This is a genomic window from Comamonas aquatica NBRC 14918 (genome assembly GCF_000739875.1).
GTDB classification, from domain to species: Bacteria; Pseudomonadota; Gammaproteobacteria; order Burkholderiales; family Burkholderiaceae_C; genus Comamonas; species Comamonas aquatica.
In genome coordinates, this window is record NZ_BBJR01000050.1 from 1 (window position 1) to 21,734 (window position 21,734).

A 21,734-nucleotide genomic window follows, 5' to 3' on the forward strand; every position below is an offset into this window, starting at 1 on the left:
GTAGCCATCCCCCATTGAATCAGGAGCACCTTATGCGCAAAGCCTCTGTCCTTGTGTTTGCCCTTGCCACTTTGTTCTCTGGCATCACTTGGGCTTCATCCGATCAGTCCTGCACTGCGGTCGCCACGGAGAAAAAGCTTGCCGGCGCGGCAAAGACCGCTTTCCTCAAAAAGTGTGAAAAAGACGCCAAAGCGGCCTGTGAGGTGACTGCCGCCGACAAGAAGCTGGCGGGCGCTGCCAAGTCCAGCTTCACCAAGAAATGCGTCAAAGACGCTGTGGGCAGCTGACTGTCTGCCCCTGAGCCGCTTCGCCTGGCTGGCTGAGGCTCGGCCTTGGGGGGGCACAGCCCGCAGGTGGCGTGCCACTGCAAGATGGACATCAACGCGCAGGGCTTGGGGACGCAACCCAGCCCAGCCTGAATCAACGCTGGCCGCCCGCAGCCCACCATGGTTTGTGGGCGGTCTCCATCAACATCATGTCTTCGGCTGAACTGCAGCCTTGCCAGAGCGCATGGGGGCGGCGGAGAACATGCTGCGATAGTCCCTTGGCGCCAGTCCCAGTCTGGCGCGAAAGTGATGCCGCAGGACCTGCACGCTGCCAAACCCCACCCGGGCGGCGATGTCCTCGACCGGCATTGCGCTGTTCTCGAGCAGGCGCTGGGCCTCTGCGACCCGCTCGGCGATCAGCCATTGCCCCGGCGGGACACCCGTGGCCTCGATGAAGCGACGCAGAAAGGTCCGGGGGCTCATGAGCACGCTCTGGGCCATGCGCTCCACCGTCCAGTCGCTGTGCAGCTCCGTCCGCATGCGCTCCAGCACGTCCGAGAGCCGATGCAGGCGGTCCGGCTGCACCGGCCGCTCGATGAACTGGGCCTGGCCACCGCTGCGATGGGGCGGCATCACCAAGCGCCGGGCCACGCTGTTCGCGGCCTTGACGCCAAAATCCTTGCGCACCAGGTGCAGCATCAGGTCGATGCCGGCAGCGCTGCCGGCGGATGTCAGGATGCGGTCTTCCTCGGCATACAGCACATCGGCATCGACCTGGATCGCCGGATGCCGCTGGCGCAGTGCCTCAGCGTAGCGCCAGTGCGTGGCGGCACGCCGCCCGTCCAGCAGCCCTGTGGCAGCCAGCACGAAGGCCCCGGAGCAGATCGACGCGAGGCGGGCGCCGCGCTCCCAGGCCTGGCGCAGGCGTTGCGCCAGTGCCTCGGGGACCGGTACATGCGCACCTTTCCAGCCGGCCACCACAATCAGATCGGCCTGCTCCAGCAAATCGGCGGGACCATCGGCCATGACGCGCAGGCCACCATGGGCGCGCAGCCAGCCGGGTTCCACCGCGGCACTGGCAAAGCGGTACCAGTGGGGGCCCATTTCCGGTCGCGACAGGCCAAAAATCTCGGCCACGATGGAGAACTCAAAGGTACACAGGCCATCGTAGATCGGCGCCACCACCAGGGGACCGGAGGTGGTGGAAGGGATTGGCGTAATTTGGTCGATGGATGTCATTGGTGCCAATTGTGAGGCTGCGCAAGCACCGACAAGATCAGCGGCATTGCCCACCACACCATCTGAATTGCCATGACTTCCCCTCGCACCCATGTGACCGCGATTCCTGCCGCACCCGCTGCCGACGCCGAGGCGCATTTTGCCGCCGCATTCCGTTTCGAAACGGATTGCTGGGATGTGCATGATGGGCTCTCCAAGGGCCCGGATTTCGTGCTGCTCGACGTGCGCTCGCCGCAGTTGTTCGCTCAGGGCCATGTGCCAGGTGCCATCAACCTGCCACACGGCAAGATCGTTGCCAGCAAGCTGACCGCTTGGCCGGCGGACACGCTGTTTGTGACCTACTGCGCCGGGCCGCATTGCAATGGCGCAGCACGCGGGGCGCTGCGTCTGGCGAGGCTGGGTCGGCCCGTGAAACTGATGGCCGGCGGTGTGACCGGCTGGCTGGATGAGGGCTTTGAGCTGCACAGAACCAGTGTGCAGGCGGCCCATGCCTGCAGTGTGCCTGTGCAAGACGGAAGCGACGGAGCCTAGACGCTGGCCACAGGACCTCATGCCCAGTGCCTTGCAGTCGCCTGCAGCCCATGTGTTGCCGGCGCCAACATCCGCCATAGGCGCTGCCAAACAGCCTTGTCCTTGCCACAGGCAAGCACCAGTGGCGGCTGGGGGCGTGTGCTTGGCTGCACTGCGGTGGTGGCCACCGTGCCAGAAGGCACGGCAGAGCAGTGTCCGGACCACAGGACCGCTACCGGTCAACACCCGGCGAGTGTCACTGCGGCGGCCCAGGAGACCACGGGGCCAGCTCCATCCGGTCGCGACCCTTGCGCTTGGATGCGTAGAGGGCGTCGTCCGCCCGCTTGAGCCAGTGCGACAGTTCCGTGTCGGGCTGGTCGAACATGGTGGCACCAATGCTCAGGGCCACGGGCTCGGGCGTCGTGAACAGCGTGCGTGCTTGCTGCGCGAACGCCTCGCGCAGTGTCTCGCACAGCGCCTGCACAGCGGCGCTGGAGGTGTTGGGCAGCAGGATCACGAATTCGTCCCCGCCCAGCCGCGCGGCCAGCGCGCCGTCGGGCAGGGTGCTGCGCAGGAGGTCGGCGAAGGTCACCAGCAGGCGATCGCCGGCATCGTGGCCGTGCAGGTCGTTGACCTGCTTGAAGTGGTCGATGTCGATCAGCAGCAGGGCGCCGGGGCTGGCCGGCGAGGCCTGCTGCAGTAGCGGCGGTGCGCGCAGATAGAGTGCACGGCGGTTGTCCAGGGCGGTCAGCGGGTCGCGGGCGGCGATCTGCGCGATGCGTTCCTCGCGGCGGTGGCGCTCTGTGCCGGTCATGGACATGGCCAACAGCATGATCGCCATCACGCCTTCGACCAGCGAGACCAGGATCACCGTGCCGCGGAAACTGGCCAGGTTGATGAAGGCGTCCGGCACCAGGGTCGAGCTGGCCTTGGCAAGGTAGAACAGACCATGCACGAGCAGCACGAAGCGCAACTGCGCCGCGCCCACGCTCAAGGTCAAGGCGCCGCCCTGCGGGCGCAGCAGCAGGCCGGCACGCAAGCTGATGACGGCGATCAGCAGCGACTGGATGCCCAGCATTGCCTTGGACCACCAGGGGCCGCCGGGCGGTGCCAGCATGGCCAGCCAGACGGCGACCAGCAGCCACCAGGCGCGCGGCAACCGGGTGCGCGTGAATGCGGCGACACCGGACAGGAACATCCAGTGGGCCACGATCAGCATCCCGTTCGGAAACCAGATGCCGAACAGCACATAGCCACGCGAGCGCAGCAGGGCCAGCACGCAGCCCACGGCAATGATGGCGAAGCCCGTGCTCCACAGCAGCAGCGAGCGTTCGCGCACGCTGCGCCATTCGGCGGCCAGGTACAGCGCAGAGGCTGCGGCCATGGCCGAGGTGAGGACGAGCAGGGTGAAGGGATCGAGGGCCATGGACGATGGATGTATCAGCGCGGGTGGGCCCGGCGGCGCGCGCGCGGCGCGATTGTCGCAGGGTGCAGATGTCCCGGTTGCCGTTGGGGGCCTGTGCCGGGCTTGCGTGCATGCCCCAGGGCACGGGACAGCAAACGCAGCGCTGCAGCACCCCAGCTTCGCGCGAGCGAATCCAGGCAGCGCCGAGATCGTTTGAGATCAAAATGGCCTCTAGCCTTCATGCAGTAAGCGCATCAAGCTACCAAGTTGATAGCGTGTAAGGGTTGCCGTAAGCTCAGCACCATGCATACATGCTCGATAGGTCCTTTTTCCGTCTCAGCCGTAGGGCTGGGGTGCATGAATTTCTGCCATGGCTACGGCAGCGGGGCCACGCCCCAGCAGGCACAGGCCGTACTGCACGCGGCGCTGGAGGCCGGGGTGACGCTGTTTGACACGGCGGCCCTGTATGGCTTCGGGGCCAGCGAATCGCTGGTGGGGCCAATCCTGCAGCCCCACCGTGACCACATCGTGTTGGCCAGCAAGGGGGGGATGGCCGGGGTGTGCGGTGCGGATGGCGTGCTGCGCCGCGTGATCGATGGCAGCCCCCAGGCGCTGCGCCAAAACTGTGAGGACAGCCTGCGCCGCCTGGGCACAGATGTGATCGACCTGTACTACCTGCACCGCTGGGACCCGCGCGTGCCGATCGAGGAGTCGGTGGGGGCGATGGCGCGCCTGGTGCAAGAGGGCAAGGTGCGGGCCCTGGGCCTGTCCGAGGTGGGGGTGGACACCCTGCGCCGCGCCCACCGCGAGCACCCGATTGCGGCCTTGCAAAGCGAGTATTCGCTGTGGACGCGCAATGCCGAATTGGGCACCCTGGCGGCCTGCCGCGAGCTGGGCATTGCCTATGTGGCCTTCAGCCCCCTGGGGCGTGGTTTTCTGCCCGGGCAGCTGCAGGACGTGACGCAGCTGCTGCCCAGCGACATGCGCAGCAGCATGCCGCGCTTTGCGCCCGAGACCTATGCGCGCAATCTGCAGCTGCTGGCCCCCATGCAGGTGCTGGCCGCCCAGGCGGGCTGCAGCCTGGCCGAACTGGCCATCGCCTGGGTGCTGCACCAGGGCGAGCACGTGGTGGCCCTGCCCGGCACCACCCGTGTGGACCATCTGCTGGAAGACGTGCGGGGCGGCAGCATCCAACTCAGCCCCACGGTGCTGGCCGGGCTGGATGCCCTGTTCCAGCCCCAGGCGATTGCCGGTGACCGCTATGGCCTGCAGGCCCAGCGCGAGGTGGACACCGAGAAATACGCCTTCGAGCAGACCGGCCGCTGAGCGGGCTGTGGGCCGCCAAGGTATGCCGTGGGCGCATAGCTGCTAGCACGTCCACCGCCACCAGGGCGGCGCAGGGCGCTGGCACACTGGCTTGCATAACTATCCGAGGAGATCACTATGCAAGGCCGTCGCCCATCGGGCTGGGGGGCACGCTGGACGCGTGCGTGGATGAGTCTGGTGCTGGCGTTGCTGCCCGCCGTGGCGCCGCAGGCCCAGCCTCTGTCGGGCAAGCCGCTGCGCATCGTCGTGCCGTTTGGCGCAGGGGGCGTGGCCGATGTGACCTCGCGCGTGGTGGCGCAGCAGCTGTCCACCCAGCTGGGGCAGGCGGTGACCATTGAGAACAAGCCCAGCGCCGGAGGCATTGTGGCGGCGGACACGGTGGTCAAGTCTGCGCCCGACGGCCACACCCTGTTTCTGCTGTCCAACGGCAGCGCGGTCACGGTGAACCTGTTTCGGCAGCTGCCGTTCGACCTGGTGCAGGACCTGACGCCCATCTCCACCCTGGGTTACTTCGACATCGGTGTGATCACCGATGGTCGGGCCCGTTTCCAGAGCCTGAACGAGGTGGTGGCCTATGCCAAGGCGCACCCGGGGCAGCTCAACATCGGCAGCATCAATGTGGGCAGCACCCAGCACCTGGCGGCCGAGCTGTTCAAGTCGGCGGCCGGCATCGACGCGCAGATCGTGCCCTTCAATGGCACGCCCGCGGTGGTGACGGCGCTGCGCGGCCGGCAGATCGATGTGGCGGTGGAAATCCTGGCGCCCCTGACGGGGCAGATCCAGTCCCAGGCCGTCAAGTTGCTGGCGGTGGCGGGCGCGCAGCGCTCGGCCCTGCTGCCCGCAGTGCCCACGGCGCAGGAGGCCGGGGTGCCGGGCTTTGTCGCTGCCTCCTGGAATGCGCTGGCTGTGCCGTCGCGCACGCCACCTGCCGTGGTCCAGCGCCTGCACCAGGAAATTGCTGCCGCCGTGCGCCACCCGGACGTGGTGCAGAAGCTGCGTGCGCTCCACGTGCAGGCCCAGGACAGCACGCCCGCACAGACGGCGCAGCTGCTGCAGTCCGAAATCCAGCGTTGGGGCGTGGTGATCGAAAAGGCCCATATCCTCAAGCAGTGAGCGCGCAGTTTGCTATGAAAAACGAGGTCGCCTGTCCCCTGGCGTGTCTGGCGGAAGATGGGTGTTGGGCGGCGCTGAGCAGGGGCATGACCCAACCCCCGCAGGGCAGGCGCCGGACCGGGCGTGCAGCCGCAGGTTGTGCCAGGGCAGCTGCCGTGTGACAGCGCGCCAACGCGGCGTATCCGGCGGCGTGGGGGGCGTGTCCGCTGCGCTCAATACAGCTTGCGCTTGCCCGGCTGCAGCAACACCACCAGGGCGCCGGCACCGCCCTCGGCCGGGCGGGCCTGCACAAAGGCCAGCACTTCCTTTTTCTGCACCAGCCAGCGCTGGACCTTGGATTTGAGCACCGGCGTCTTGCCGGGCGAACCCAGGCCCTTGCCGTGCACCACGCGCACGCAGCGCAGGCCGGTGCGGTGGGCCAGGCGGATGAACTGGCCCAGTGCCTCGCGTGCCTCGTCGGAGCGCAGGCCATGCAGGTCCAGCTGGCGCTGGATGCTCCAGTGCCCGGCGCGCAGCTTGTGTGTCACGTCCAGGCCGATGCCGGGGCGGCGAAAGCTGAGCTGGTCGTCCACGTCCAGCAGGGTGCTGACGTCGAACTCGTCGCTCATGGCCTCGTGCAGCACCCGCTCTTCATCCAGCTCATGCTGCAGGCGGCGCGGCGTGGGCGGGGCCTGCTCGAACGCAAAGCGGTCGGTGTGCGGCAGCGGCGTGACGGCCCCCACGAAGTGGGTGAACAGGTTGCGCTCGCGCTCGGCGGCGGCTTCGGCCTGGCGGCGCGCCAGTTCGGCGGCTTCCTGGCGCTCGCGCTGCAGCTTCAGCTCGCGCGAGATGCCGCCCAGCGCGTGCAGGCCGTGGTGGCGGAAGGCCTGGCTCATAGCTGCCCCGCCTCGGCCATGGAGTGATTGGCGCCCTGCGCCACGATGATGTGGTCCAGCACGCGCACATCCAGCAGGCCCAGGGCCTGCTTCAGGGTGGCGGTCAGCGCGTGGTCGGCCGGGCTGGGCAGCACGCTGCCGCTGGGGTGGTTGTGCGTTAGGATCACGCTGGCAGCGTGGTGGTGCAAGGCGCGCAAGGCCACCTCGCGGGGGTAGACCGAAGTCTGGCTCAGCGTGCCCCGGAACATTTCTTCCATGGCAATCAATCGGTTCTGGCTGTCCAGGAACAGCACGGCAAAAATCTCGTGGGGGCGGTGGCCCAGGTGCATTTGCAGGTAGTGCTTCACGGCCCCGGGGTGGTCGAAGACCTCGCGCTCGCGCAATTGCTGGGCCGTGGCGCGTTTGGCCAATTCCATCACTGCCAGCATTTCCGCACGCTTGGCAGGGCCGAGCCCCTTGACGCTGTGCAGCGCCTGGTCGTCGGTGTTGAGCAGCCCGGCCAGCCCGCCGAAGCGGTCCAGCAGGCCCTGGGCCATCTGCAGCACGCTGCAGCCGGCCAGGCCTGTGCGCAGCAGGATGGCCAGCAGCTCGGCGTCGGACAGGGCGCTGGCGCCCCGTGCCAGCAGCTTTTCGCGGGGCAGGGTGTCGGTCGGCAGGTCTTTGAAGGCCATGGTCCTGGGGCTGAAAGTGGGATAAACAGACGCCAAGGGCGCAGGGGCATGCCCGGCTTTCTACAATGGCGGCCAGTTTATCGGGACTTCCATGACCAATTCCGCGCCTTCGACCACGACTTCTGTGCCCACCGTACAAGCGGGCTCCTTCCTGACGCTGCACTACCGTCTGGCCGGCCCGGCCGGTGATGTGATCAACACCTTCCTGGAAAAGCCCGGCACGCTGTCGCTGGGCACGGGCGAGCTGTCGCCGGCCATCGAGGAGCAACTGATCGGTCTGCCCGAAGGCACGCACACCACGTTCGAGCTGCCCGCTGGCGTGGCCTTTGGCGAGCGCAACCCCGACATGCTGCAGTGGGTGGCGCGCAAGCTGCTGAACGAGCTGGGCGATCCGCACGAGCAGTACGCCGCGGGCGACGTGGTGCAGTTCCCCACGCCCGACGGGCTGGGCAGCTACGCCGGCTCGGTGGTGCAGGTGCGCGAGGACGGTGCCGTGCTGTTCGACTTCAGCCACCCGCTGGCGGGCCAGCCCGTGACCTTCGAAGTGCAGATCATCGGGGTGCTCTGAGGTGGTCGACGCCAAGGAAATCCTGCTGGCCGAGCCCCGGGGCTTTTGCGCCGGCGTGGACCGCGCCATCGAGATCGTCGAGCGGGCGCTGCAGAAGTTCGGCCGCCCGATCTATGTGCGCCACGAGATCGTGCACAACACTTTCGTGGTCAACGACCTGAAGGACAAGGGCGCAATCTTCATCGAAGAGCTGTCGGACGTGCCCCCGGGCGCCACCCTGGTGTTCAGTGCCCACGGCGTGAGCAAGGCGGTGCAGGAAGAAGCCCAGGCGCGCGGCTTCAGCATCTTCGATGCGACCTGTCCGCTGGTGACCAAGGTGCACGTCGAGGTCGCCAAGCTGGCCAAGGAGGGCTATGAGTTCCTCATGATCGGCCACAAGGGCCACCCCGAGGTGGAAGGTACCATGGGCCAGCTGTCCGAAGGCATCCACCTGGTGGAAGACGAAGCCGATGTGGCCAAGGTCCAGCCCAGGCAGACCGAGCTGCTGGCCGTGGTGACGCAGACCACGCTGAGCGTGGACGATGCCGCCGGCATCAAGGCCGCCATCAAGGCGCGCTTTCCGCATGTGCGCGAGCCCAAGCAGCAGGACATCTGCTACGCCACGCAGAACCGCCAGGATGCGGTCAAGGTGCTGGCGCCGCAGGTGGACGTGGTGATCGTGGTGGGCAGCCCCACCAGCTCCAACAGCAACCGCCTGCGCGAGCTGGCACAGCGCCTGGGCACGCCCGCCTACATGGTGGACAATGCGGATGAGCTGCAGCAGGCGTGGTTCGAATCGGCCAGCCGCGTGGGCCTGACGGCCGGGGCCTCTGCCCCCGAGGTGCTGGTCAACGGCGTCATCGCCCGCATCAAGGCGCTGGGCGCGGTCTCCGTGCGCAAGATGGACGGCGTGGAGGAAACCATGAAGTTCCCGCTGCCCAAGGGCCTGAAGATGATCGATCCAGCCACGGGCCTTGAGATCGAGGTGCGCAAGGCGCCCGAAACCGGCGCCTGAGGCACCTGGGTTTTACGCACAGGTAACTCCTGTAAAAAGAGCGCCTGGCGCTGGTATTGCAAGCACTTCAGCCTGTTTTGATGCTGAAGACCGCGAACAACCAGCGCCAGGCGCTCTTTTTATCTGCGTTGCGTGCCCGCGGCGCTCAGCCCCACAGGTCCAGCGGTGGATCGCTGGCCACGGCCCGCAGGATGTCGGTGCGGCTGATGAAGCCGCTCAGGTGGCCCAGGTTGTCGGTCACGGGCAGGCCGGGCAGGTCGGTGTCCAGCAGCACATGGGCCACGCGGCGCAGGTCGGTGTCCTCGGCCACGGCGGGCACGGGCGACAGCATGGCCTCGGTGACCGGGCGCTTGGCCAGGGCGATGGCATCGCGCAGTGCGCCGGGCTCGGGCAGCAGCGCCAGCGGTGCCATGTCCGCGCGCAGCAGCAGGCCCACCACGCGCTGCTGGGCATCCAGCACCGGGGCCTGGGCAATCTTCTTGCTGGCCAGCACCTGCCAGGCCTGTTCCACCGTCAGCTCGGGCGTCACGGTGACCGCGCCGCGCGTCATCACGTCGCGCACCAGGTACAGGCGCTTGCGCTCTTCCTTGGGGCCTTGCTCGGTGCCCAGGTAGGCCGACACGGCCCCCTGGGCGCGGACCGTCAGGTGGTGCAGCAGGTCCGGGTTGCGTGCCTGGGCTTCCTGCGACTCGATCCCGCTGCTGCTGGCGCGCAGGCCGCTGGGGCGTTGCACACCGCGCACGGCTGCAATCTGGCTGAGGCGATCGGGCCCTCCCTGGTACATGGAGCCATGGATGCCGAAAACATAAAACATCTGCCAATCTCCTTGGATGTGTGCGTGGGCCTTTCCTCTCTATCGGCACACCAGCCTGCAACTGAACAGCAACTGCCGCACAATGGCGGATGCACTGCGGCGCTGGCGTCCCGATCCGGCCCGCCCCACTAAAATTGCCACCATGCTAGACATTCTTCTTCTCCGTAAAGACCTCGACTCCGCGATTGCGCGCCTGGAAACCCGTAAGAAGCCGCAAGCCTTCCTGAATGTGGAAGCCTTCCAGGCTCTGGAGTCCGAGCGCAAGACCTTGCAAACCCGCACGGAGGAGCTGCAGGCCCAGCGCAACCAGCTGTCCAAGCAGATCGGCATGCTGATGGGCAAGGGCGACAAGGACGGCGCCGAAGCCGCCAAGGCCCAGGTGGCCGCCTCCAAGACCGAGCTGGAGCAATCCGACGCACGCCTGGAACAGATCAAGACCGAGCTGGAAACCATGCTCCAGGCCGTGCCCAACCTGCCGCACGAGAGCGTGCCGGTGGGCGCTGGCGAGGAAGACAACGTGGTCGTGCGCACCTGGGGCACCCCCAAGGCCTTCGACTTCGAGGTCAAGGACCACGTGGACGTGGGCACGCCCCTGGGCCTGGACTTTGACATGGGCGTGAAGCTGTCGGGCTCGCGCTTCACCGTCATGAAGGGCGGCATCGCCCGCCTGCACCGTGCGCTGGCGCAGTTCATGCTGGACGTGCAGACCGGCGAGCACGGCTACACCGAGTGCTACGTGCCCTACGCCGTCAACGCCGATTCGCTGCGTGGCACCGGCCAGTTGCCCAAGTTCGAAGGCGACCTGTTCGCCGCCAAGAAGGGCGGCCAGGAGGGTGAGCCCGTGCCGGACAACCAGGCGCTGTATCTGATCCCCACCTCGGAAGTGCCCCTGACCAACTTCCTGCGCGACGTGGTCGTGCAGGAGGCGGAGCTGCCCATCAAGCTGACGGCGCACACCCCGTGCTTCCGCTCGGAAGCCGGCAGCTACGGCCGTGACACGCGCGGCATGATCCGCCAGCACCAGTTCGACAAGGTCGAGATGGTGCAGATCGTGCACCCCGAAAAGAGCTACGAAGTGCTGGAAGAGATGACCGGCCACGCCGAGGCCATCCTGCAGAAGCTGGGCCTGCCGTACCGCGTGATGAGCCTGTGCACTGGCGACATGGGTTTTGGCGCCACCAAGACCTATGACCTGGAAGTGTGGCTGCCCGGCCAGGGCAAGTACCGTGAGATCAGCTCGATCTCCAACTGCGAGGCCTTCCAGGCCCGCCGCATGCAGGCGCGCTTCAAGAACGCCAAGGGCAAGAACGAGCTGGTGCACACGCTCAATGGCTCCGGCCTGGCCGTGGGACGCTGCCTGGTCGCCGTGCTGGAGAACTACCAGCAGGCCGATGGCTCGGTGGTCATCCCCGAGGTGCTGCGCCCCTACATGGGTGGCCTGGAACGCCTGCAGGCCTAAAAAACTCCGGGTTTGCCGGTAGCGGTCAAAAACGCTGCTACAATAGCAGCTTCGACACGCAGGAGAGGTGGCAGAGTGGTCGAATGTACCTGACTCGAAATCAGGCGTAGCAGCAATGCTACCGTGGGTTCGAATCCCACCCTCTCCGCCAATGCGGCTGTAGCTCAGCTGGATAGAGTACTTGGCTACGAACCAAGGGGTCGTGGGTTCGATTCCTGCCAGCCGCACCAGATTGAAGCCCTAGAACGCAAGTTCTAGGGCTTTTCTCTTTTTATGAAAGCCTTGCTTTTTGATTGAGCAACAGCAAGGTCTGCACCCAAGCAATTGGATGCAGTCAGCAGCTTCGGTTGTTGATGGCTTAGCGGCTGTAGCTCAGCTGGATAGAGTACTTGGCTACGAACCAAGGGGTCGTGGGTTCGATTCCTGCCAGCCGCACCAGATTCAAGCCTCAGAGATGCATATCTCTGAGGCTTTTGTCTTTCTGGGTGTCTCCGGGGTTGATGTGGGGGATGAAAAGATTTTTTCATCGTTTTGAGAATTAAGGGTAATTGCTAGGCTTATAATAGATGGCTTAGCGGCTGTAGCTCAGCTGGATAGAGTACTTGGCTACGAACCAAGGGGTCGTGGGTTCGATTCCTGCCAGCCGCACCAATTGGAAGTCCTGATACCGCAAGGTGTCAGGACTTTTTGGTTTGTGCCCTGCATCCCGCCGGGGCGCCACGGGTTTTGTGTGAAGATGCGGCCCATGAACAAGGCTTTCACCAAGGAAACCGATGGGCAGGACGACGACGATGACCTGCCCAGCCTGCCCGCCATTCCCAAGGGCAGCAAGAACTACATGACGCCCCGTGGCTACCAGACGCTCAAGGCCGAGCTGCTGGAGCTGATCGACAACGAGCGTCCCAAGATCGTGGAGACCGTGCACTGGGCGGCCAGCAATGGCGACCGCTCGGAAAACGGCGACTACCTGTACGGCAAGAAGCGCCTGCGCGAGATCGATCGCCGCATCCGCTTTCTGACCAAGCGGCTGGAAGCGGCCGAGGTGGTCGACCCGTCGGTACACCACGGCAGCGAGCAGGTGTTCTTCGGCGCGCGCGTGACCTATGCCGATGACGAAGGCGTGGAGCGCACCATCACCATCATGGGCATCGATGAGGCCGACAGTGCCCAGGGGCAGGTGAGCTGGATTGCACCGGTGTCACGGGCACTGCTGAAGGCCAAAATCGGCGACGAGGTGCCGCTGCCCACCCCGGCCGGCGTGCGCATGCTGGAGGTGCTGGACGTGGAGTACCCGCCGCCAGCCGCCTGAGCGGGATATGCCGCTCAGGCGGCAGTTTGGCGAGAACGGGCGCCTTGGCAGCTTATTCCTGAACCTGAACCTGCACCTTGTGTGCACGTGTCTGTGCTGGCGCGCGCTGCCTCGGCGGCAGGCGCAGGAAGCAGTGCAGGGGCCTGGTCTGGCGGATTGGGCAAGCTCAGGAAAAAAGGAGCTGTCTACGCGCGTCTACGTTGCATTTCAGGATCAAAACCACCTGAAACGTCCGCATCACCTGCGCGTGCAGCTCTTGTTTTGATCAAGATGCATAAAAAATGCGGCCCCAAGGGCCGCATGCGGTCACCAGCGTGCGCGGCTTTATTCCAGCGGCAGGATGCGGGCGGCGCGCACCACGGTGGGCACGCGGCGCAGGCTGCGCAGCGCGGCCTCCACCTGCTGCTGGTCGTGCACGGAGACGATGAAGCGCAGCTCGGTGGTCTGCATGGCGGCTTCGTCGTCCATCTCCAGGCGGCGGATGTCGACGTTGGCGTTGCTCAGTTCGGTGGCCACGCGGGCCAGCACGCCCTTCTGGTTGTGGATGGTGACGCGGATGCCGCTGTCATACAGCTTTTGCCGGCTTTCTTCGGCCCATTCCACGGGCACGAAGCGTTCGCTGTCGGTGTGCTGCAGGCGCTTGGCATTGACGCACTGGGCGTTGTGCACGTGCAGGCCGTCGCCACGGCCCAGATAGGCCACGACCGGATCGCCGGGCACGGGCCGGCAGCAGCTGGCATAGCGCACGGAGCTGTTGCTGTTGCCGTCCAGTGCCACCGTGCTGTGGCTGCGCAGGCTCTGGCTGCCGAAGCGTTCCTGTGTCAGCAGCAGGGCGTCGGGGCGCTGGCCCTGGCTGGACAGCTCGGCCATGAAGTGGCGTGCCACCCAGCCGGCTGCCTGGCGGCCCATGCCGATGTCGGTGAGCAGGTCTTCGCGGCTGGGGCTGTTGGCCTTGAGCAGCACGGCCGTCCACAGCGCCTTGTTGGCCTCGTCGTCACCGGGCACGGTGGCAATGCCTTCTTCGCGCAGGGCCTGGGCCAGCAGGGTCTCGCCCAGCACCATGGACTCGCTGTGCGCCGCGGTCTTGAGGTAGTTACGGATCTTGGAGCGGGCGCGGCCGGTCTTCACAAAGCCCAGCCACGCCGGGTTGGGGTTGGCGCTGTCGTCGGTGATGATCTGCACCACGTCGCCGCTCTTGAGCTCGGAGCGCAGCGAGGCGGGCTCGCCGTTGATCAGGGCGGAGACGGTGTGGTGGCCGATGTTGCTGTGGATGGCGTAGGCGAAGTCCACCACCGTGGCGCCCCGCGGCATGGCCATGATTTTGCTCTTGGGGGTGAAGACGTAGATGGAGTCCGGGAACAGGTCCACCTTGACGTTGTCCCAGAACTCCGTGGCGTCGTTGGTCTCGGTCTGGATGTCCAGCAGCGACTGCAGCCACTTGGTGTTCAGCACCTCCTGCTTGCCCTGCGACTTGTACAGCCAGTGGGCGGCAATGCCGGCCTCGGCCACGATGTGCATGGGCTCGGTGCGGATCTGGAACTCGATGTTCACGCCCGAGGGGCCGACCAGCATGGTGTGTAGCGACTGGTAGCCATTGGCCTTGGCAATCGCAATGTGGTCCTTGAACTTGCCCGGCACGGGCTTGTACATCTGGTGCAGGATGCCCAGCGCCGTGTAGCAGTCGGTCACCGTGGGCACGATGATGCGAAAGCCGTAGATGTCGGTCACCTGCGCAAAGGTCAGGTGGTGGCGCAGCATCTTCTGGTAGAGCGAGTACAGCGTGCTTTCCCGGCCGGCCAGGCGGGCGGGCAGGTTGACGCGGTCGAACTCGGCGGCAATCTCGTTTTGCACGCGCAGCACCAGGTCGTGGCGGCGGGCGCGCGACTTGGTGATAGCCTTTTCCAGCGTCTCGTAGCGCCAGGGACGCTGGTAGCGGAAGGACAGGTCCTGCAGCTCGCGGTAGGTCTGGTTCAGCCCCAGGCGGTGGGCAATCGGGGCGTAGATCTCCAGGGTCTCGGAGGCGATGCGGTTCCACTTGCTGCGCGGCATGTCGCCCATGGTGCGCATGTTGTGGGTGCGGTCGGCCAGCTTGATCAGGATGACGCGCACGTCCTTGGCCATGGCCAGCAGCATCTTGCGGAAGGACTCGGCCTGGTTCTCTTCGCGCGTGTTGAAGTGCAGCTTGTCCAGCTTGGTCAGGCCGTCCACCAGATCGGCCACCACGGGGCCGAAGCGCTCGTCCAGATCCTGCTTGGTGATGCCGCAGTCTTCCATGGCATCGTGCAGCAGCGCGGCCATCAGCGCCGGGGCATCCAGCTTCCAGTGCGCGCAAATGGTGGCGACGGCAATTGGGTGGGTGATGTAGGGGTCGCCGCTGCTGCGCCACTGGTTGGTGTGGGCCTTGTCGGCGTAGCGCCAGGATTGGCGCACCAGTTCAATGTCAGCGGGCGGCAGATAGGACAGATAGTCCAGCATGCGCTCGAAATGCGCAGCAGAAACGCGGGCCGCAACTTCCAGACGTGCATCAAGTGACACGTCGGGCGAGGTTCGGGGGATGTCGTCTGTTTTGGAATTGAAAGCCGCGTTCATGCCCTAAATGTATCGCGGGAAAGCGGGGATAGACATAGTAAAAAAAAAGCACCGCGATACGGTGCTTTTATTGTCTGCCGATTTGCACAGACTTGAAAACAGCGAACAGGCTTAACCTGGCACTTTTTTCAGCATTTCCAGGCCCACCTTGCCTTCTGCGATTTCACGCAGGGCGGTCACGCCGGGCTTGTTCTGGCATTCCACCTTGGGGGTGTGGCCTTGGCTCAGCATGCGGGCGCGGTAGGTCGCGGCCAGCACAAGCTGGAAGCGGTTGGGGATTTGCTCCAGGCAATCTTCAACGGTGATGCGTGCCATCAGGGTACTCCGGGGGAATTCAGGATAGGTTGAGCGAATCAAACACGTCGCCACGCAGGCGGCGTTGCGACACGTACTTCAGGCGCTGGGCGTGAATGATCGCTTTCAGGTCAAAGAGCGCGCTCTCGAACAACTCGTTGATTATAACGAAGTCGAATTTTCCGACCTGGGCCATCTCTTCTTCCGCATTCTTCATGCGCAGTTCGATGACTTCCGGGGCGTCTTCGCCACGGTTTTCCAGGCGCGAGCGCAGCTCTTCCCAGCTGGGGGGCAGGATGAAGATCAGCACCGCCTGGGGAAAGGACTCGCGCACTTGCAGGGCGCCCTGGTAGTCGATCTCCAGCAGCACGTCCTCGCCATTGGCCAGGCGGTCCTGGATGCCTTTTTTCGAGGTGCCATAGCGCTTGCCATGCACGTTCGCCCATTCGACGAAGGCATTGTTGGCAACCATGGCGTCGAACTCCTGCTCGGAGGCAAAGAAGTACTCGCGGCCATGCTTTTCCTGTCCGCGCGGCGCACGTGTGGTGTGCGACACGGACGGGTAGACGCGCGCATCGAACGAGCGCAATGCCTTGACCAGGCTGGATTTACCGGCTCCGCTGGGAGCTGCGACGACAAAGAGGTTTCCGGGGTGTTCCATAAACAGCGGTGGTGCTTGTGGCGACCTTGCAAAAAGGGCGCTTGCGCGCCCTGAGGTTTTTAACGGTGGTTATTCAATGTTTTGGACTTGCTCGCGCATCTGCTCGATCAGCACCTTCATGTCCACGCTGATGCGTGTCAGGTCCAGGGCGGCCGACTTGGAGCCCAGGGTGTTGGCTTCGCGGTGCATTTCCTGGATCAGGAAGTCCAGGCGCTTGCCGATTTCGCCGCCCTTTTTCAGCAGGCGCTCGACTTCGTCCAGGTGCGAGTCCAGGCGGGTGATCTCTTCGGCCACATCGATGCGGATGGCAAAGGCCGTGGCTTCGGACAGGGCACGCTCGCGTGCGGCTTCGGGGGCCACCTGGCCTTCGGTCAGGCCCATGGCTTCCTGCCAGCGGTCCAGGAAACGCTGGCGTTGCTGCTCGACCAGCTGCGGCACCAGGGGGCCGGCCTGGCTGGCCAGTGTGCGCAGTTGCTGCACGCGGTCCTGCAGCATCTCGGCCAGGCGCTCGCCTTCGCGGGCGCGGGCTTCGACCAGGGCCTGCACGGCGCTGTCGGCCACCTGCGGCACGATGTCCTGCCAGTCCACGCAGACGGCGTTGCCGCTGCCGGCCAGGCGCAGCGCATCGGCCACGGACAGGCCCTTGGCGTCGGGCAGCCAGGCCTGCACCAGGTCCTGCACGCTTTGCATGCGCTGCAGCAGGGCGGGCGTGGGCTGGGGCAGCGAGGCGGAGGTGTCCACATCGATGGCGGCGCGCACTTCCACCTTGCCGCGCTTGAGGCGCTGGGTCAGCAGGGTGCGCAGGGCGGGTTCCTGGCTGCGCAGCTCATCGGGCAGGCGGAAGGTCAGATCCAGAAAGCGGCTGTTGACGGCGCGGATTTCAAGCCCCAGACGCACATTGGGCGCAGAGGTGTTGTCCTCGATGGACGCCGGCGTGTGCTGGACGCTGGCGTATCCGGTCATGCTGTAAACTGCCATTGGACGTTTCTTTTGGTTGCTTGCAATCCCCTGATTATCCGGTTTCCGCTCCGACCTTGAGGTTTACCTGAACAAAATGTCTTCCCGGATCAAGCCAGCGCCCTTGCCACCCGATACCGTGATTGGCGACTACCGCGTGGTGCGCAAGGTGGCCTCGGGGGGCTTCGGGGTGGTCTATCTGGCACAGGACCGGCAGGGGCAGGACGTGGCCATCAAGGAATATTTGCCTGCGGTCCTGGCCATGCGCGCGCCGGGCGAGCTGGTGCCCAAGGTGGCGCAGGACAAGCTGTCGCTGTACCGGCTGGGCCTGAAAAGTTTCTTTGAAGAAGGCCGCGCGCTGACGCAAATCTCCCACGCCTCGGTGGTGAGCGTGCTCAACTTCTTCCGCGAGAACGAAACCGTCTACATGGTCATGAACTTCCTGCGTGGCGCCTCGTTGCAGGAATACATCGTGACGGCGCGGGCCCAGCAGCACGCCAAGGTGCTGCGCGAATCGTCCATCCGCTCGCTGTTTGACGAGGTGCTGCGCGGTCTGCGCATCGTGCACCAGCACAAGATGCTGCACCTGGACATCAAACCGGCCAATATCTTTGTCACCGACGATGACCGCGCGGTGATGATCGACTTCGGCGCGGCCCGCGAGGTACTGAACAAAGAGGGCAACTTCATCCGCCCGATGTACACCCCCGGCTTCGCGGCCCCCGAGATGTACCGGCGCAACGGCAGCATGGGCCCGTGGACGGACATTTACGCCATCGGCGCCTGCATGTTCGCCTGCATGACCGGCCAGCCGCCGGCCGATGTGCCCAGCCGCCGCGAGAAGGACCGCCTGCTGGTGGCCCTGGCGCGCTTGCGCGGTGTGTACTCCGACAACCTGCTGGAGCTGGTGCAGTGGGCCATGGCCCTGGACCCGCTGGACCGGCCGCAGTCGGTATTTGCATTCCACAAGGCCCTGAGCCAAGACACCGAACGCCGTTACACCCCGCTGAGCGTGTCGGAAAAGGTGCGGCTGCAACTGGACTCGCTGATCGGCGAGGGGCGCAAGACACAGTCGCCGGGTGAAACCTCGGTCCGCATCAAGGCACCATGAAATTCTCCGTCTTCCAGCTCAGCCGCCGCGGCGGGCGCGCCGTCAACGAAGACCGCATGGGCTACTGCTACACGCGCGATGCGGCGCTGTTCCTGCTGGCCGACGGCATGGGTGGCCATGCCGAGGGCGAGGTGGCCGCGCAGCTGGCCCTACAGAGCATTGCGGCGCAGTTCCAGCGCGAGGCCACGCCGGCGCTGGCCGATCCCACGGACTTCCTGAACCGTGCCGTCATCACGGCGCACCAGCACATCCAGCGCTATGCCAAGCTCAAGAAGATGGCGGACTCGCCGCGCACCACGGTGGTGGCAGCGGTGGTGCAGGGGGGGCAGGCGACCTGGCTGCACTGCGGTGACTCACGCCTGTACTGGGTGCGCGATGGCAAGCTGCTGGCGCGCACGCGCGACCACTCGTACCTGGAGATGGAGCGCGGCGCGGCCACGCCGCTGCTGCTGGCGCACCGGCTGCTGAATCGCAACGTGCTGTTCACCTGCCTGGGGGCCTCCGGCATGCCCATCTTCGATGTCAGCGGCCCGCACCCGCTGCGCAGCGGCGACCGGCTGCTGCTGTGCTCCGACGGCCTGTGGGGCGTGCTCAAAGAGCCGGCCCTGCTACACGGCCTGTCGATCCTGCCGGTGGACCACGCCATCCCGGCGCTGGTGGATTCGGCCTTGCAGATTGCCGGCAACAAGAGCGACAACGTCACGGCCCTGGCCATGGAGTGGGAAGTGCCCGAGGACGTGCACAGCCAGCACGGGGTGGAGACCGATACCGCCACGACCACGCAGTGGTTCGCCTCCACCATCCAGTCCTCGCACGAGCTGGACACGCTGGACGATCCCCTGGACGAGGACGAGATTGAGCGTAACATCGCCGAGATCAACGCCGCTATCCGCCGCTCGGCCGCGCGCAAGTCCTGAGCCGGCCTGACCACTCCAGTGGCCCACATGGGCTTGCAGTTTGTCGCACACTGGGCGCTGGCCGTCCCTGAGCGGACGCGCCGGCCTTGTCATTAACATCAAAATAGATAGCTATGGGCGCTTACCATGTCTGCGTGAGTGCCTGATTAGACCCATGAAAATTGTTCTCGCCTCCAACAGCCGCGGCAAGCTGGCCGAATTGCAGTCCATGTTCGCCCCGCTGGGCGTGGAGCTGATCTGCCAGGGCGATCTGTTTGAGGGCGAAGCCCCTGAGCCCTTTGGCACCTTTGTGGAAAACGCTCTGAGCAAGGCGCGCTTTGCTGCCGAGCGCACCGGCCTGCCGGCGATTGCCGACGATGCTGGCCTGTGCGTGGACGCCTTCGACGGCCAGCCCGGCGTGGACACGGCCTACTACTGCACGCACTACGGCTACGAGAAAAGCGACGCCAACAATGTCACCTGCCTGCTGGAAAACCTGGCGCCGCACGCCAACCGCCAGGCCGCCATGGTCAGCACCCTGGTGGGCGTGCGCCACCCCAAGGACCCCGAACCGCTTATCGCCGTGGGCCGCGTGCACGTGGAGATTGCCACCGCGCGCCGCGGCAGCAGCGGCTTCGGCTTTGACCCGGTGCTGATCATTCCCGAGATCGGCAAGACCTTTGCCGAGATGGCGCCCGAGTTCAAGAACGACCACAGCCACCGCGGCCGCAGCACGCGCGCCATGATGGAGTTGCTGCGCACCACATGGCTGGCCACGGCCTGAGGCAGAGGCAGCCTCCACCTGCGGGCGTGGGGGCTGTGCCGCCACAGCGGGTGGCCTGCCGCGCAGGCCTGAGTACCGATTGACGTTTGAATGCGATGAATATTCCTATTAATCCGGCAGAGACCGCGACCCTGGGCCAGCCGCCCAAGGACGTGCAGCACTACATGCGCGCCGGCACGCTGGGCCTGCCGGCGCTGCCGCCGCTGTCGCTGTACATCCACCTGCCCTGGTGTTTGAAGAAGTGCCCGTACTGCGACTTCAACTCGCACGAGCAGCGCAGCCAGGCCGACGGTGGTGTGCCGGAGCAGCGCTACATCGACGCCCTGATGGCCGATCTGGAGGCCAGCCTGCCCCTGATCTGGGGGCGCACCGTGCACAGCGTGTTCATCGGGGGCGGCACGCCCAGCCTGTTCAGCCCGGACAGCATCGACCGCCTGATCAGCGGCCTGCGCGCGCGCCTGCGCATGGAGCCGGACTGCGAAATCACCATGGAGGCCAACCCCGGCACCTTCGAGAAGGAACGCTTTCGCGCCTACCGGCATGCCGGGGTGACGCGCCTGTCGATCGGCGTGCAAAGCTTTGACGACCGCTTCCTGCAGGCCCTGGGCCGGGTGCACGACGGCGCCCAGGCGCGTGCGGCGGTGCAGGAGGCGGCCGAGGCTTTCGAGACCTTCAACCTCGACATCATGTACGCCCTGCCGGGGCAGACCGAGGCCGACCTGGTGCGCGACCTGGAGACGGCGCTGGGCTTCCACCCCCCGCACATCTCCATCTACCACTTGACCATCGAGCCCAACACCTACTTCGCCAAGTTCCCGCCCGTGGTGCCCGAGGAGGACACGGCCTACGACATGCTGGATCGCATCACCGCCATGACCGGTGCGGTCGGCATGCAGCGCTACGAGATCTCGGCCTATGCGCGCGAAGGCCACCAGTGCTTCCACAACACCAACTACTGGCAGTTCGGCGACTACCTGGGCATTGGCGCGGGAGCGCACGGCAAGCTCAGCTTTGCGCACCGCGTGGTGCGCCAGGTGAAGCTGCGCGATCCGCAGCGCTACATGGACGCCGCCCTGGCCGGGCGTGCCCTGGCCAGCGATGAGGATGTGCGCCGCAAGGACCTGCCGTTCGAGTACATGCTGAACGCGCTGCGCCTGCGCGGTGGCTTTGCCATCCAGGACTACCTGGACCGCACCGGCCTGCCCATCAGCACCATCAGCGCGGCCCTGGACGAGGCCGAGCGCAAGGGGCTGGTGCTGCGCCAGCACGGGCGCGTGACCCCGACGGAGCGCGGCTTTGATTTCCTCAGCGATCTGCAGGCGCTGTTCCTGGGCGATGCCTGAGCGACTGGGTGCCCGGGGCCTTGCGGTCCGGGTCTGTGCAACTCCCAAAAAGAAAGCACCTCGCGCAGGTGCTTGCTGGTTTTCAGGTCGTTAGGTGCTGAAAGCAGCCGTGCCTGCTGCGTGACCTGCTATCAAAAGCGTCAGCCGCAGCGTGCCGCGACAATGCGACCGGTGGCGTCCACTTCCAGGTTCAGGCGCTCGGCGTTGAACTCCATGGTCACGGCCTGGCCGGGGCGCAGCACGCGCACCATGTAGGCGCCGGCCTTTTTGCGCGCCTCGGACACGTTGTGCTCGGTGTTGGTCTTGCCCACGGCCCATTGCGCCTTGTCCGGGTTGCAGTTCTGCACGGTGCGGGGGGGCTGCTGGGGGTCGGCCCCACCGGCGCGGGGCGGCGTCAGCGTACAGCCAGCGGCCAGGGCGACCACCGCGGTCATGACCAGTGCGTGCAATCCAACGTGCATGGGACGGGCTCCTTCTTGAACATGCTGGGACCATACCAGTCCACGTCGGCCATTTTGCGCTTCATGTGTGACGGTTTGTGTCGATCTGC

Annotated in this window: 22 protein-coding genes and 4 tRNA genes; 16 read left to right on the top strand and 10 right to left on the bottom strand. The window is 65.7% G+C overall.

The window, feature by feature from the left end; translation table 11 throughout:
* Window positions 1-287, top strand: a 287-nt coding sequence (locus CA2_RS11780; protein ID WP_439708934.1) for a hypothetical protein, incomplete at its 5' end; no start/stop codon positions are given.
* Between the two features lie 186 nt (window positions 288-473).
* On the opposite strand, the gene ftrA is transcribed toward CA2_RS11780, so the two are convergent.
* Window positions 474-1,505, bottom strand: a complete 1,032-nt coding sequence (gene ftrA / locus CA2_RS11785) for a transcriptional regulator FtrA (protein WP_042417234.1) — start codon at window positions 1,503-1,505, stop codon at window positions 474-476.
* 72 nt (window positions 1,506-1,577) lie between these two features.
* Between ftrA and CA2_RS11790 the strand changes: the two genes are divergently transcribed.
* A complete protein-coding gene (locus CA2_RS11790; protein WP_042417237.1) occupies window positions 1,578-2,036 on the top strand; it encodes a rhodanese-like domain-containing protein in 459 nt (152 codons plus the stop codon).
* Between the two features lie 235 nt (window positions 2,037-2,271).
* On the opposite strand, the gene CA2_RS11795 is transcribed toward CA2_RS11790, so the two are convergent.
* The gene (locus CA2_RS11795) at window positions 2,272-3,441 is read right to left on the bottom strand and encodes a GGDEF domain-containing protein (RefSeq protein ID WP_042417240.1); all 1,170 of its coding nucleotides are present in this window, start codon (window positions 3,439-3,441) and stop codon (window positions 2,272-2,274) included.
* Between the two features lie 282 nt (window positions 3,442-3,723).
* Between CA2_RS11795 and CA2_RS11800 the strand changes: the two genes are divergently transcribed.
* Both CA2_RS11800 and CA2_RS11805 read left to right on the top strand, forming a co-directional pair.
* Entirely contained in the window at window positions 3,724-4,746 is a 1,023-nt protein-coding gene (locus CA2_RS11800) for an aldo/keto reductase (protein ID WP_042417243.1), read from the top strand.
* 168 nt (window positions 4,747-4,914) lie between these two features.
* Complete coding sequence (locus CA2_RS11805; RefSeq protein ID WP_245620948.1) at window positions 4,915-5,859, top strand: Bug family tripartite tricarboxylate transporter substrate binding protein; 945 nt, start codon at window positions 4,915-4,917, stop codon at window positions 5,857-5,859.
* A 212-nt stretch (window positions 5,860-6,071) separates the two neighbouring features.
* On the opposite strand, the gene CA2_RS11810 is transcribed toward CA2_RS11805, so the two are convergent.
* Window positions 6,072-6,734, bottom strand: a complete 663-nt coding sequence (locus CA2_RS11810; protein WP_042417249.1) for a Smr/MutS family protein — start codon at window positions 6,732-6,734, stop codon at window positions 6,072-6,074.
* A complete protein-coding gene (gene radC / locus CA2_RS11815; protein WP_042417251.1) occupies window positions 6,731-7,405 on the bottom strand; it encodes a RadC family protein in 675 nt (224 codons plus the stop codon). Before radC ends, CA2_RS11810 begins: the two co-directional genes overlap by 4 nt.
* Window positions 7,406-7,496: 91 nt before the next feature.
* Between radC and CA2_RS11820 the strand changes: the two genes are divergently transcribed.
* Together CA2_RS11820 and ispH are read left to right on the top strand one after the other, a co-directional pair.
* Complete coding sequence (locus tag CA2_RS11820; protein WP_042417254.1) at window positions 7,497-7,973, top strand: FKBP-type peptidyl-prolyl cis-trans isomerase; 477 nt, start codon at window positions 7,497-7,499, stop codon at window positions 7,971-7,973.
* 1 nt (window position 7,974) lies between these two features.
* The gene (gene ispH / locus CA2_RS11825) at window positions 7,975-8,967 is read left to right on the top strand and encodes a 4-hydroxy-3-methylbut-2-enyl diphosphate reductase (protein ID WP_042417257.1); all 993 of its coding nucleotides are present in this window, start codon (window positions 7,975-7,977) and stop codon (window positions 8,965-8,967) included.
* Window positions 8,968-9,112: 145 nt separating this feature from the next.
* Here the strand turns inward: ispH and CA2_RS11830 are convergent, their stop codons facing one another.
* Window positions 9,113-9,781 (bottom strand): CBS domain-containing protein, encoded by a 669-nt coding sequence (locus tag CA2_RS11830; protein WP_042417261.1) that lies wholly within the window; start codon window positions 9,779-9,781, stop codon window positions 9,113-9,115.
* A 142-nt stretch (window positions 9,782-9,923) separates the two neighbouring features.
* Here CA2_RS11830 and serS point away from each other — a divergent pair, with 142 nt between their 5' ends.
* The 6 genes from serS to greB all read left to right on the top strand — a co-directional run bounded on the left by serS (window position 9,924) and on the right by greB (window position 12,549).
* On the top strand, window positions 9,924-11,240 hold the full coding sequence (gene serS / locus CA2_RS11835) for a serine--tRNA ligase (protein ID WP_042417373.1): 1,317 nt from the start codon (window positions 9,924-9,926) through the stop codon (window positions 11,238-11,240).
* Between the two features lie 61 nt (window positions 11,241-11,301).
* Window positions 11,302-11,391, top strand: a tRNA-Ser gene (locus CA2_RS11840).
* Window positions 11,392-11,393: 2 nt separating this feature from the next.
* Window positions 11,394-11,470 (top strand) — tRNA-Arg (locus CA2_RS11845).
* Between the two features lie 131 nt (window positions 11,471-11,601).
* Window positions 11,602-11,678 (top strand) — tRNA-Arg (locus tag CA2_RS11850).
* 136 nt (window positions 11,679-11,814) lie between these two features.
* Window positions 11,815-11,891, top strand: a tRNA-Arg gene (locus tag CA2_RS11855).
* Between the two features lie 94 nt (window positions 11,892-11,985).
* On the top strand, window positions 11,986-12,549 hold the full coding sequence (greB, locus tag CA2_RS11860) for a transcription elongation factor GreB (RefSeq protein WP_042417264.1): 564 nt from the start codon (window positions 11,986-11,988) through the stop codon (window positions 12,547-12,549).
* A gap of 324 nt (window positions 12,550-12,873) precedes the next feature.
* Here greB and CA2_RS11865 read toward each other — a convergent pair whose 3' ends face one another.
* From CA2_RS11865 to CA2_RS11880, 4 genes are all read right to left on the bottom strand, one after another.
* A complete protein-coding gene (locus tag CA2_RS11865) occupies window positions 12,874-15,138 on the bottom strand; it encodes a RelA/SpoT family protein (RefSeq protein ID WP_042417266.1) in 2,265 nt (754 codons plus the stop codon).
* A 111-nt stretch (window positions 15,139-15,249) separates the two neighbouring features.
* Window positions 15,250-15,453 (bottom strand): DNA-directed RNA polymerase subunit omega, encoded by a 204-nt coding sequence (gene rpoZ, locus CA2_RS11870; protein WP_042417268.1) that lies wholly within the window; start codon window positions 15,451-15,453, stop codon window positions 15,250-15,252.
* 19 nt (window positions 15,454-15,472) lie between these two features.
* Window positions 15,473-16,093 (bottom strand): guanylate kinase, encoded by a 621-nt coding sequence (gene gmk / locus CA2_RS11875; protein ID WP_042417271.1) that lies wholly within the window; start codon window positions 16,091-16,093, stop codon window positions 15,473-15,475.
* Between the two features lie 69 nt (window positions 16,094-16,162).
* A complete protein-coding gene (locus CA2_RS11880; protein WP_042417376.1) occupies window positions 16,163-17,056 on the bottom strand; it encodes a YicC/YloC family endoribonuclease in 894 nt (297 codons plus the stop codon).
* Window positions 17,057-17,147: 91 nt separating this feature from the next.
* Between CA2_RS11880 and CA2_RS11885 the strand changes: the two genes are divergently transcribed.
* The 4 genes from CA2_RS11885 to hemW all read left to right on the top strand — a co-directional run bounded on the left by CA2_RS11885 (window position 17,148) and on the right by hemW (window position 21,184).
* A complete protein-coding gene (locus tag CA2_RS11885; RefSeq protein ID WP_042417274.1) occupies window positions 17,148-18,161 on the top strand; it encodes a serine/threonine protein kinase in 1,014 nt (337 codons plus the stop codon).
* Window positions 18,158-19,078, top strand: coding sequence for a PP2C family protein-serine/threonine phosphatase (locus CA2_RS11890; protein ID WP_042417277.1), 921 nt, complete (start codon window positions 18,158-18,160; stop codon window positions 19,076-19,078). The genes CA2_RS11885 and CA2_RS11890 overlap by 4 nt, the downstream gene beginning before the upstream one ends.
* 154 nt (window positions 19,079-19,232) lie before the next feature.
* Complete coding sequence (locus CA2_RS11895) at window positions 19,233-19,841, top strand: non-canonical purine NTP pyrophosphatase (protein WP_042417279.1); 609 nt, start codon at window positions 19,233-19,235, stop codon at window positions 19,839-19,841.
* A gap of 95 nt (window positions 19,842-19,936) precedes the next feature.
* Window positions 19,937-21,184 (top strand): radical SAM family heme chaperone HemW, encoded by a 1,248-nt coding sequence (gene hemW, locus CA2_RS11900; RefSeq protein WP_042417282.1) that lies wholly within the window; start codon window positions 19,937-19,939, stop codon window positions 21,182-21,184.
* 140 nt (window positions 21,185-21,324) lie between these two features.
* On the opposite strand, the gene CA2_RS11905 is transcribed toward hemW, so the two are convergent.
* The gene (locus CA2_RS11905) at window positions 21,325-21,645 is read right to left on the bottom strand and encodes an I78 family peptidase inhibitor (RefSeq protein ID WP_042417380.1); all 321 of its coding nucleotides are present in this window, start codon (window positions 21,643-21,645) and stop codon (window positions 21,325-21,327) included.
* Between the last annotated feature and the right edge of the window lie 89 nt (window positions 21,646-21,734).

What these genes read in the sequence shown, in the direction of transcription:
- CA2_RS11890 (WP_042417277.1), top strand. Translation starts at nt 18,158, where the DNA reads ATGAAATTCTCCGTCTTCCAGCTCAGCCGCCGCGGCGGGCGCGCCGTC.
- CA2_RS11790 (WP_042417237.1), top strand. Translation starts at nt 1,578, where the DNA reads ATGACTTCCCCTCGCACCCATGTGACCGCGATTCCTGCCGCACCCGCT.
- CA2_RS11800 (WP_042417243.1), top strand. Translation starts at nt 3,724, where the DNA reads ATGCATACATGCTCGATAGGTCCTTTTTCCGTCTCAGCCGTAGGGCTG.
- CA2_RS11810 (WP_042417249.1), bottom strand. Translation starts at nt 6,734, where the DNA reads ATGAGCCAGGCCTTCCGCCACCACGGCCTGCACGCGCTGGGCGGCATC.
- CA2_RS11895 (WP_042417279.1), top strand. Translation starts at nt 19,233, where the DNA reads ATGAAAATTGTTCTCGCCTCCAACAGCCGCGGCAAGCTGGCCGAATTG.
- CA2_RS11880 (WP_042417376.1), bottom strand. Translation starts at nt 17,056, where the DNA reads ATGACCGGATACGCCAGCGTCCAGCACACGCCGGCGTCCATCGAGGAC.
- serS (WP_042417373.1), top strand. Translation starts at nt 9,924, where the DNA reads ATGCTAGACATTCTTCTTCTCCGTAAAGACCTCGACTCCGCGATTGCG.
- CA2_RS11820 (WP_042417254.1), top strand. Translation starts at nt 7,497, where the DNA reads ATGACCAATTCCGCGCCTTCGACCACGACTTCTGTGCCCACCGTACAA.
- CA2_RS11830 (WP_042417261.1), bottom strand. Translation starts at nt 9,781, where the DNA reads ATGTTTTATGTTTTCGGCATCCATGGCTCCATGTACCAGGGAGGGCCC.
- ftrA (WP_042417234.1), bottom strand. Translation starts at nt 1,505, where the DNA reads ATGACATCCATCGACCAAATTACGCCAATCCCTTCCACCACCTCCGGT.
- greB (WP_042417264.1), top strand. Translation starts at nt 11,986, where the DNA reads ATGAACAAGGCTTTCACCAAGGAAACCGATGGGCAGGACGACGACGAT.
- rpoZ (WP_042417268.1), bottom strand. Translation starts at nt 15,453, where the DNA reads ATGGCACGCATCACCGTTGAAGATTGCCTGGAGCAAATCCCCAACCGC.
- gmk (WP_042417271.1), bottom strand. Translation starts at nt 16,093, where the DNA reads ATGGAACACCCCGGAAACCTCTTTGTCGTCGCAGCTCCCAGCGGAGCC.
- hemW (WP_042417282.1), top strand. Translation starts at nt 19,937, where the DNA reads ATGAATATTCCTATTAATCCGGCAGAGACCGCGACCCTGGGCCAGCCG.
- CA2_RS11795 (WP_042417240.1), bottom strand. Translation starts at nt 3,441, where the DNA reads ATGGCCCTCGATCCCTTCACCCTGCTCGTCCTCACCTCGGCCATGGCC.
- CA2_RS11885 (WP_042417274.1), top strand. Translation starts at nt 17,148, where the DNA reads ATGTCTTCCCGGATCAAGCCAGCGCCCTTGCCACCCGATACCGTGATT.
- radC (WP_042417251.1), bottom strand. Translation starts at nt 7,405, where the DNA reads ATGGCCTTCAAAGACCTGCCGACCGACACCCTGCCCCGCGAAAAGCTG.
- CA2_RS11905 (WP_042417380.1), bottom strand. Translation starts at nt 21,645, where the DNA reads ATGCACGTTGGATTGCACGCACTGGTCATGACCGCGGTGGTCGCCCTG.
- CA2_RS11865 (WP_042417266.1), bottom strand. Translation starts at nt 15,138, where the DNA reads ATGAACGCGGCTTTCAATTCCAAAACAGACGACATCCCCCGAACCTCG.
- CA2_RS11805 (WP_245620948.1), top strand. Translation starts at nt 4,915, where the DNA reads ATGAGTCTGGTGCTGGCGTTGCTGCCCGCCGTGGCGCCGCAGGCCCAG.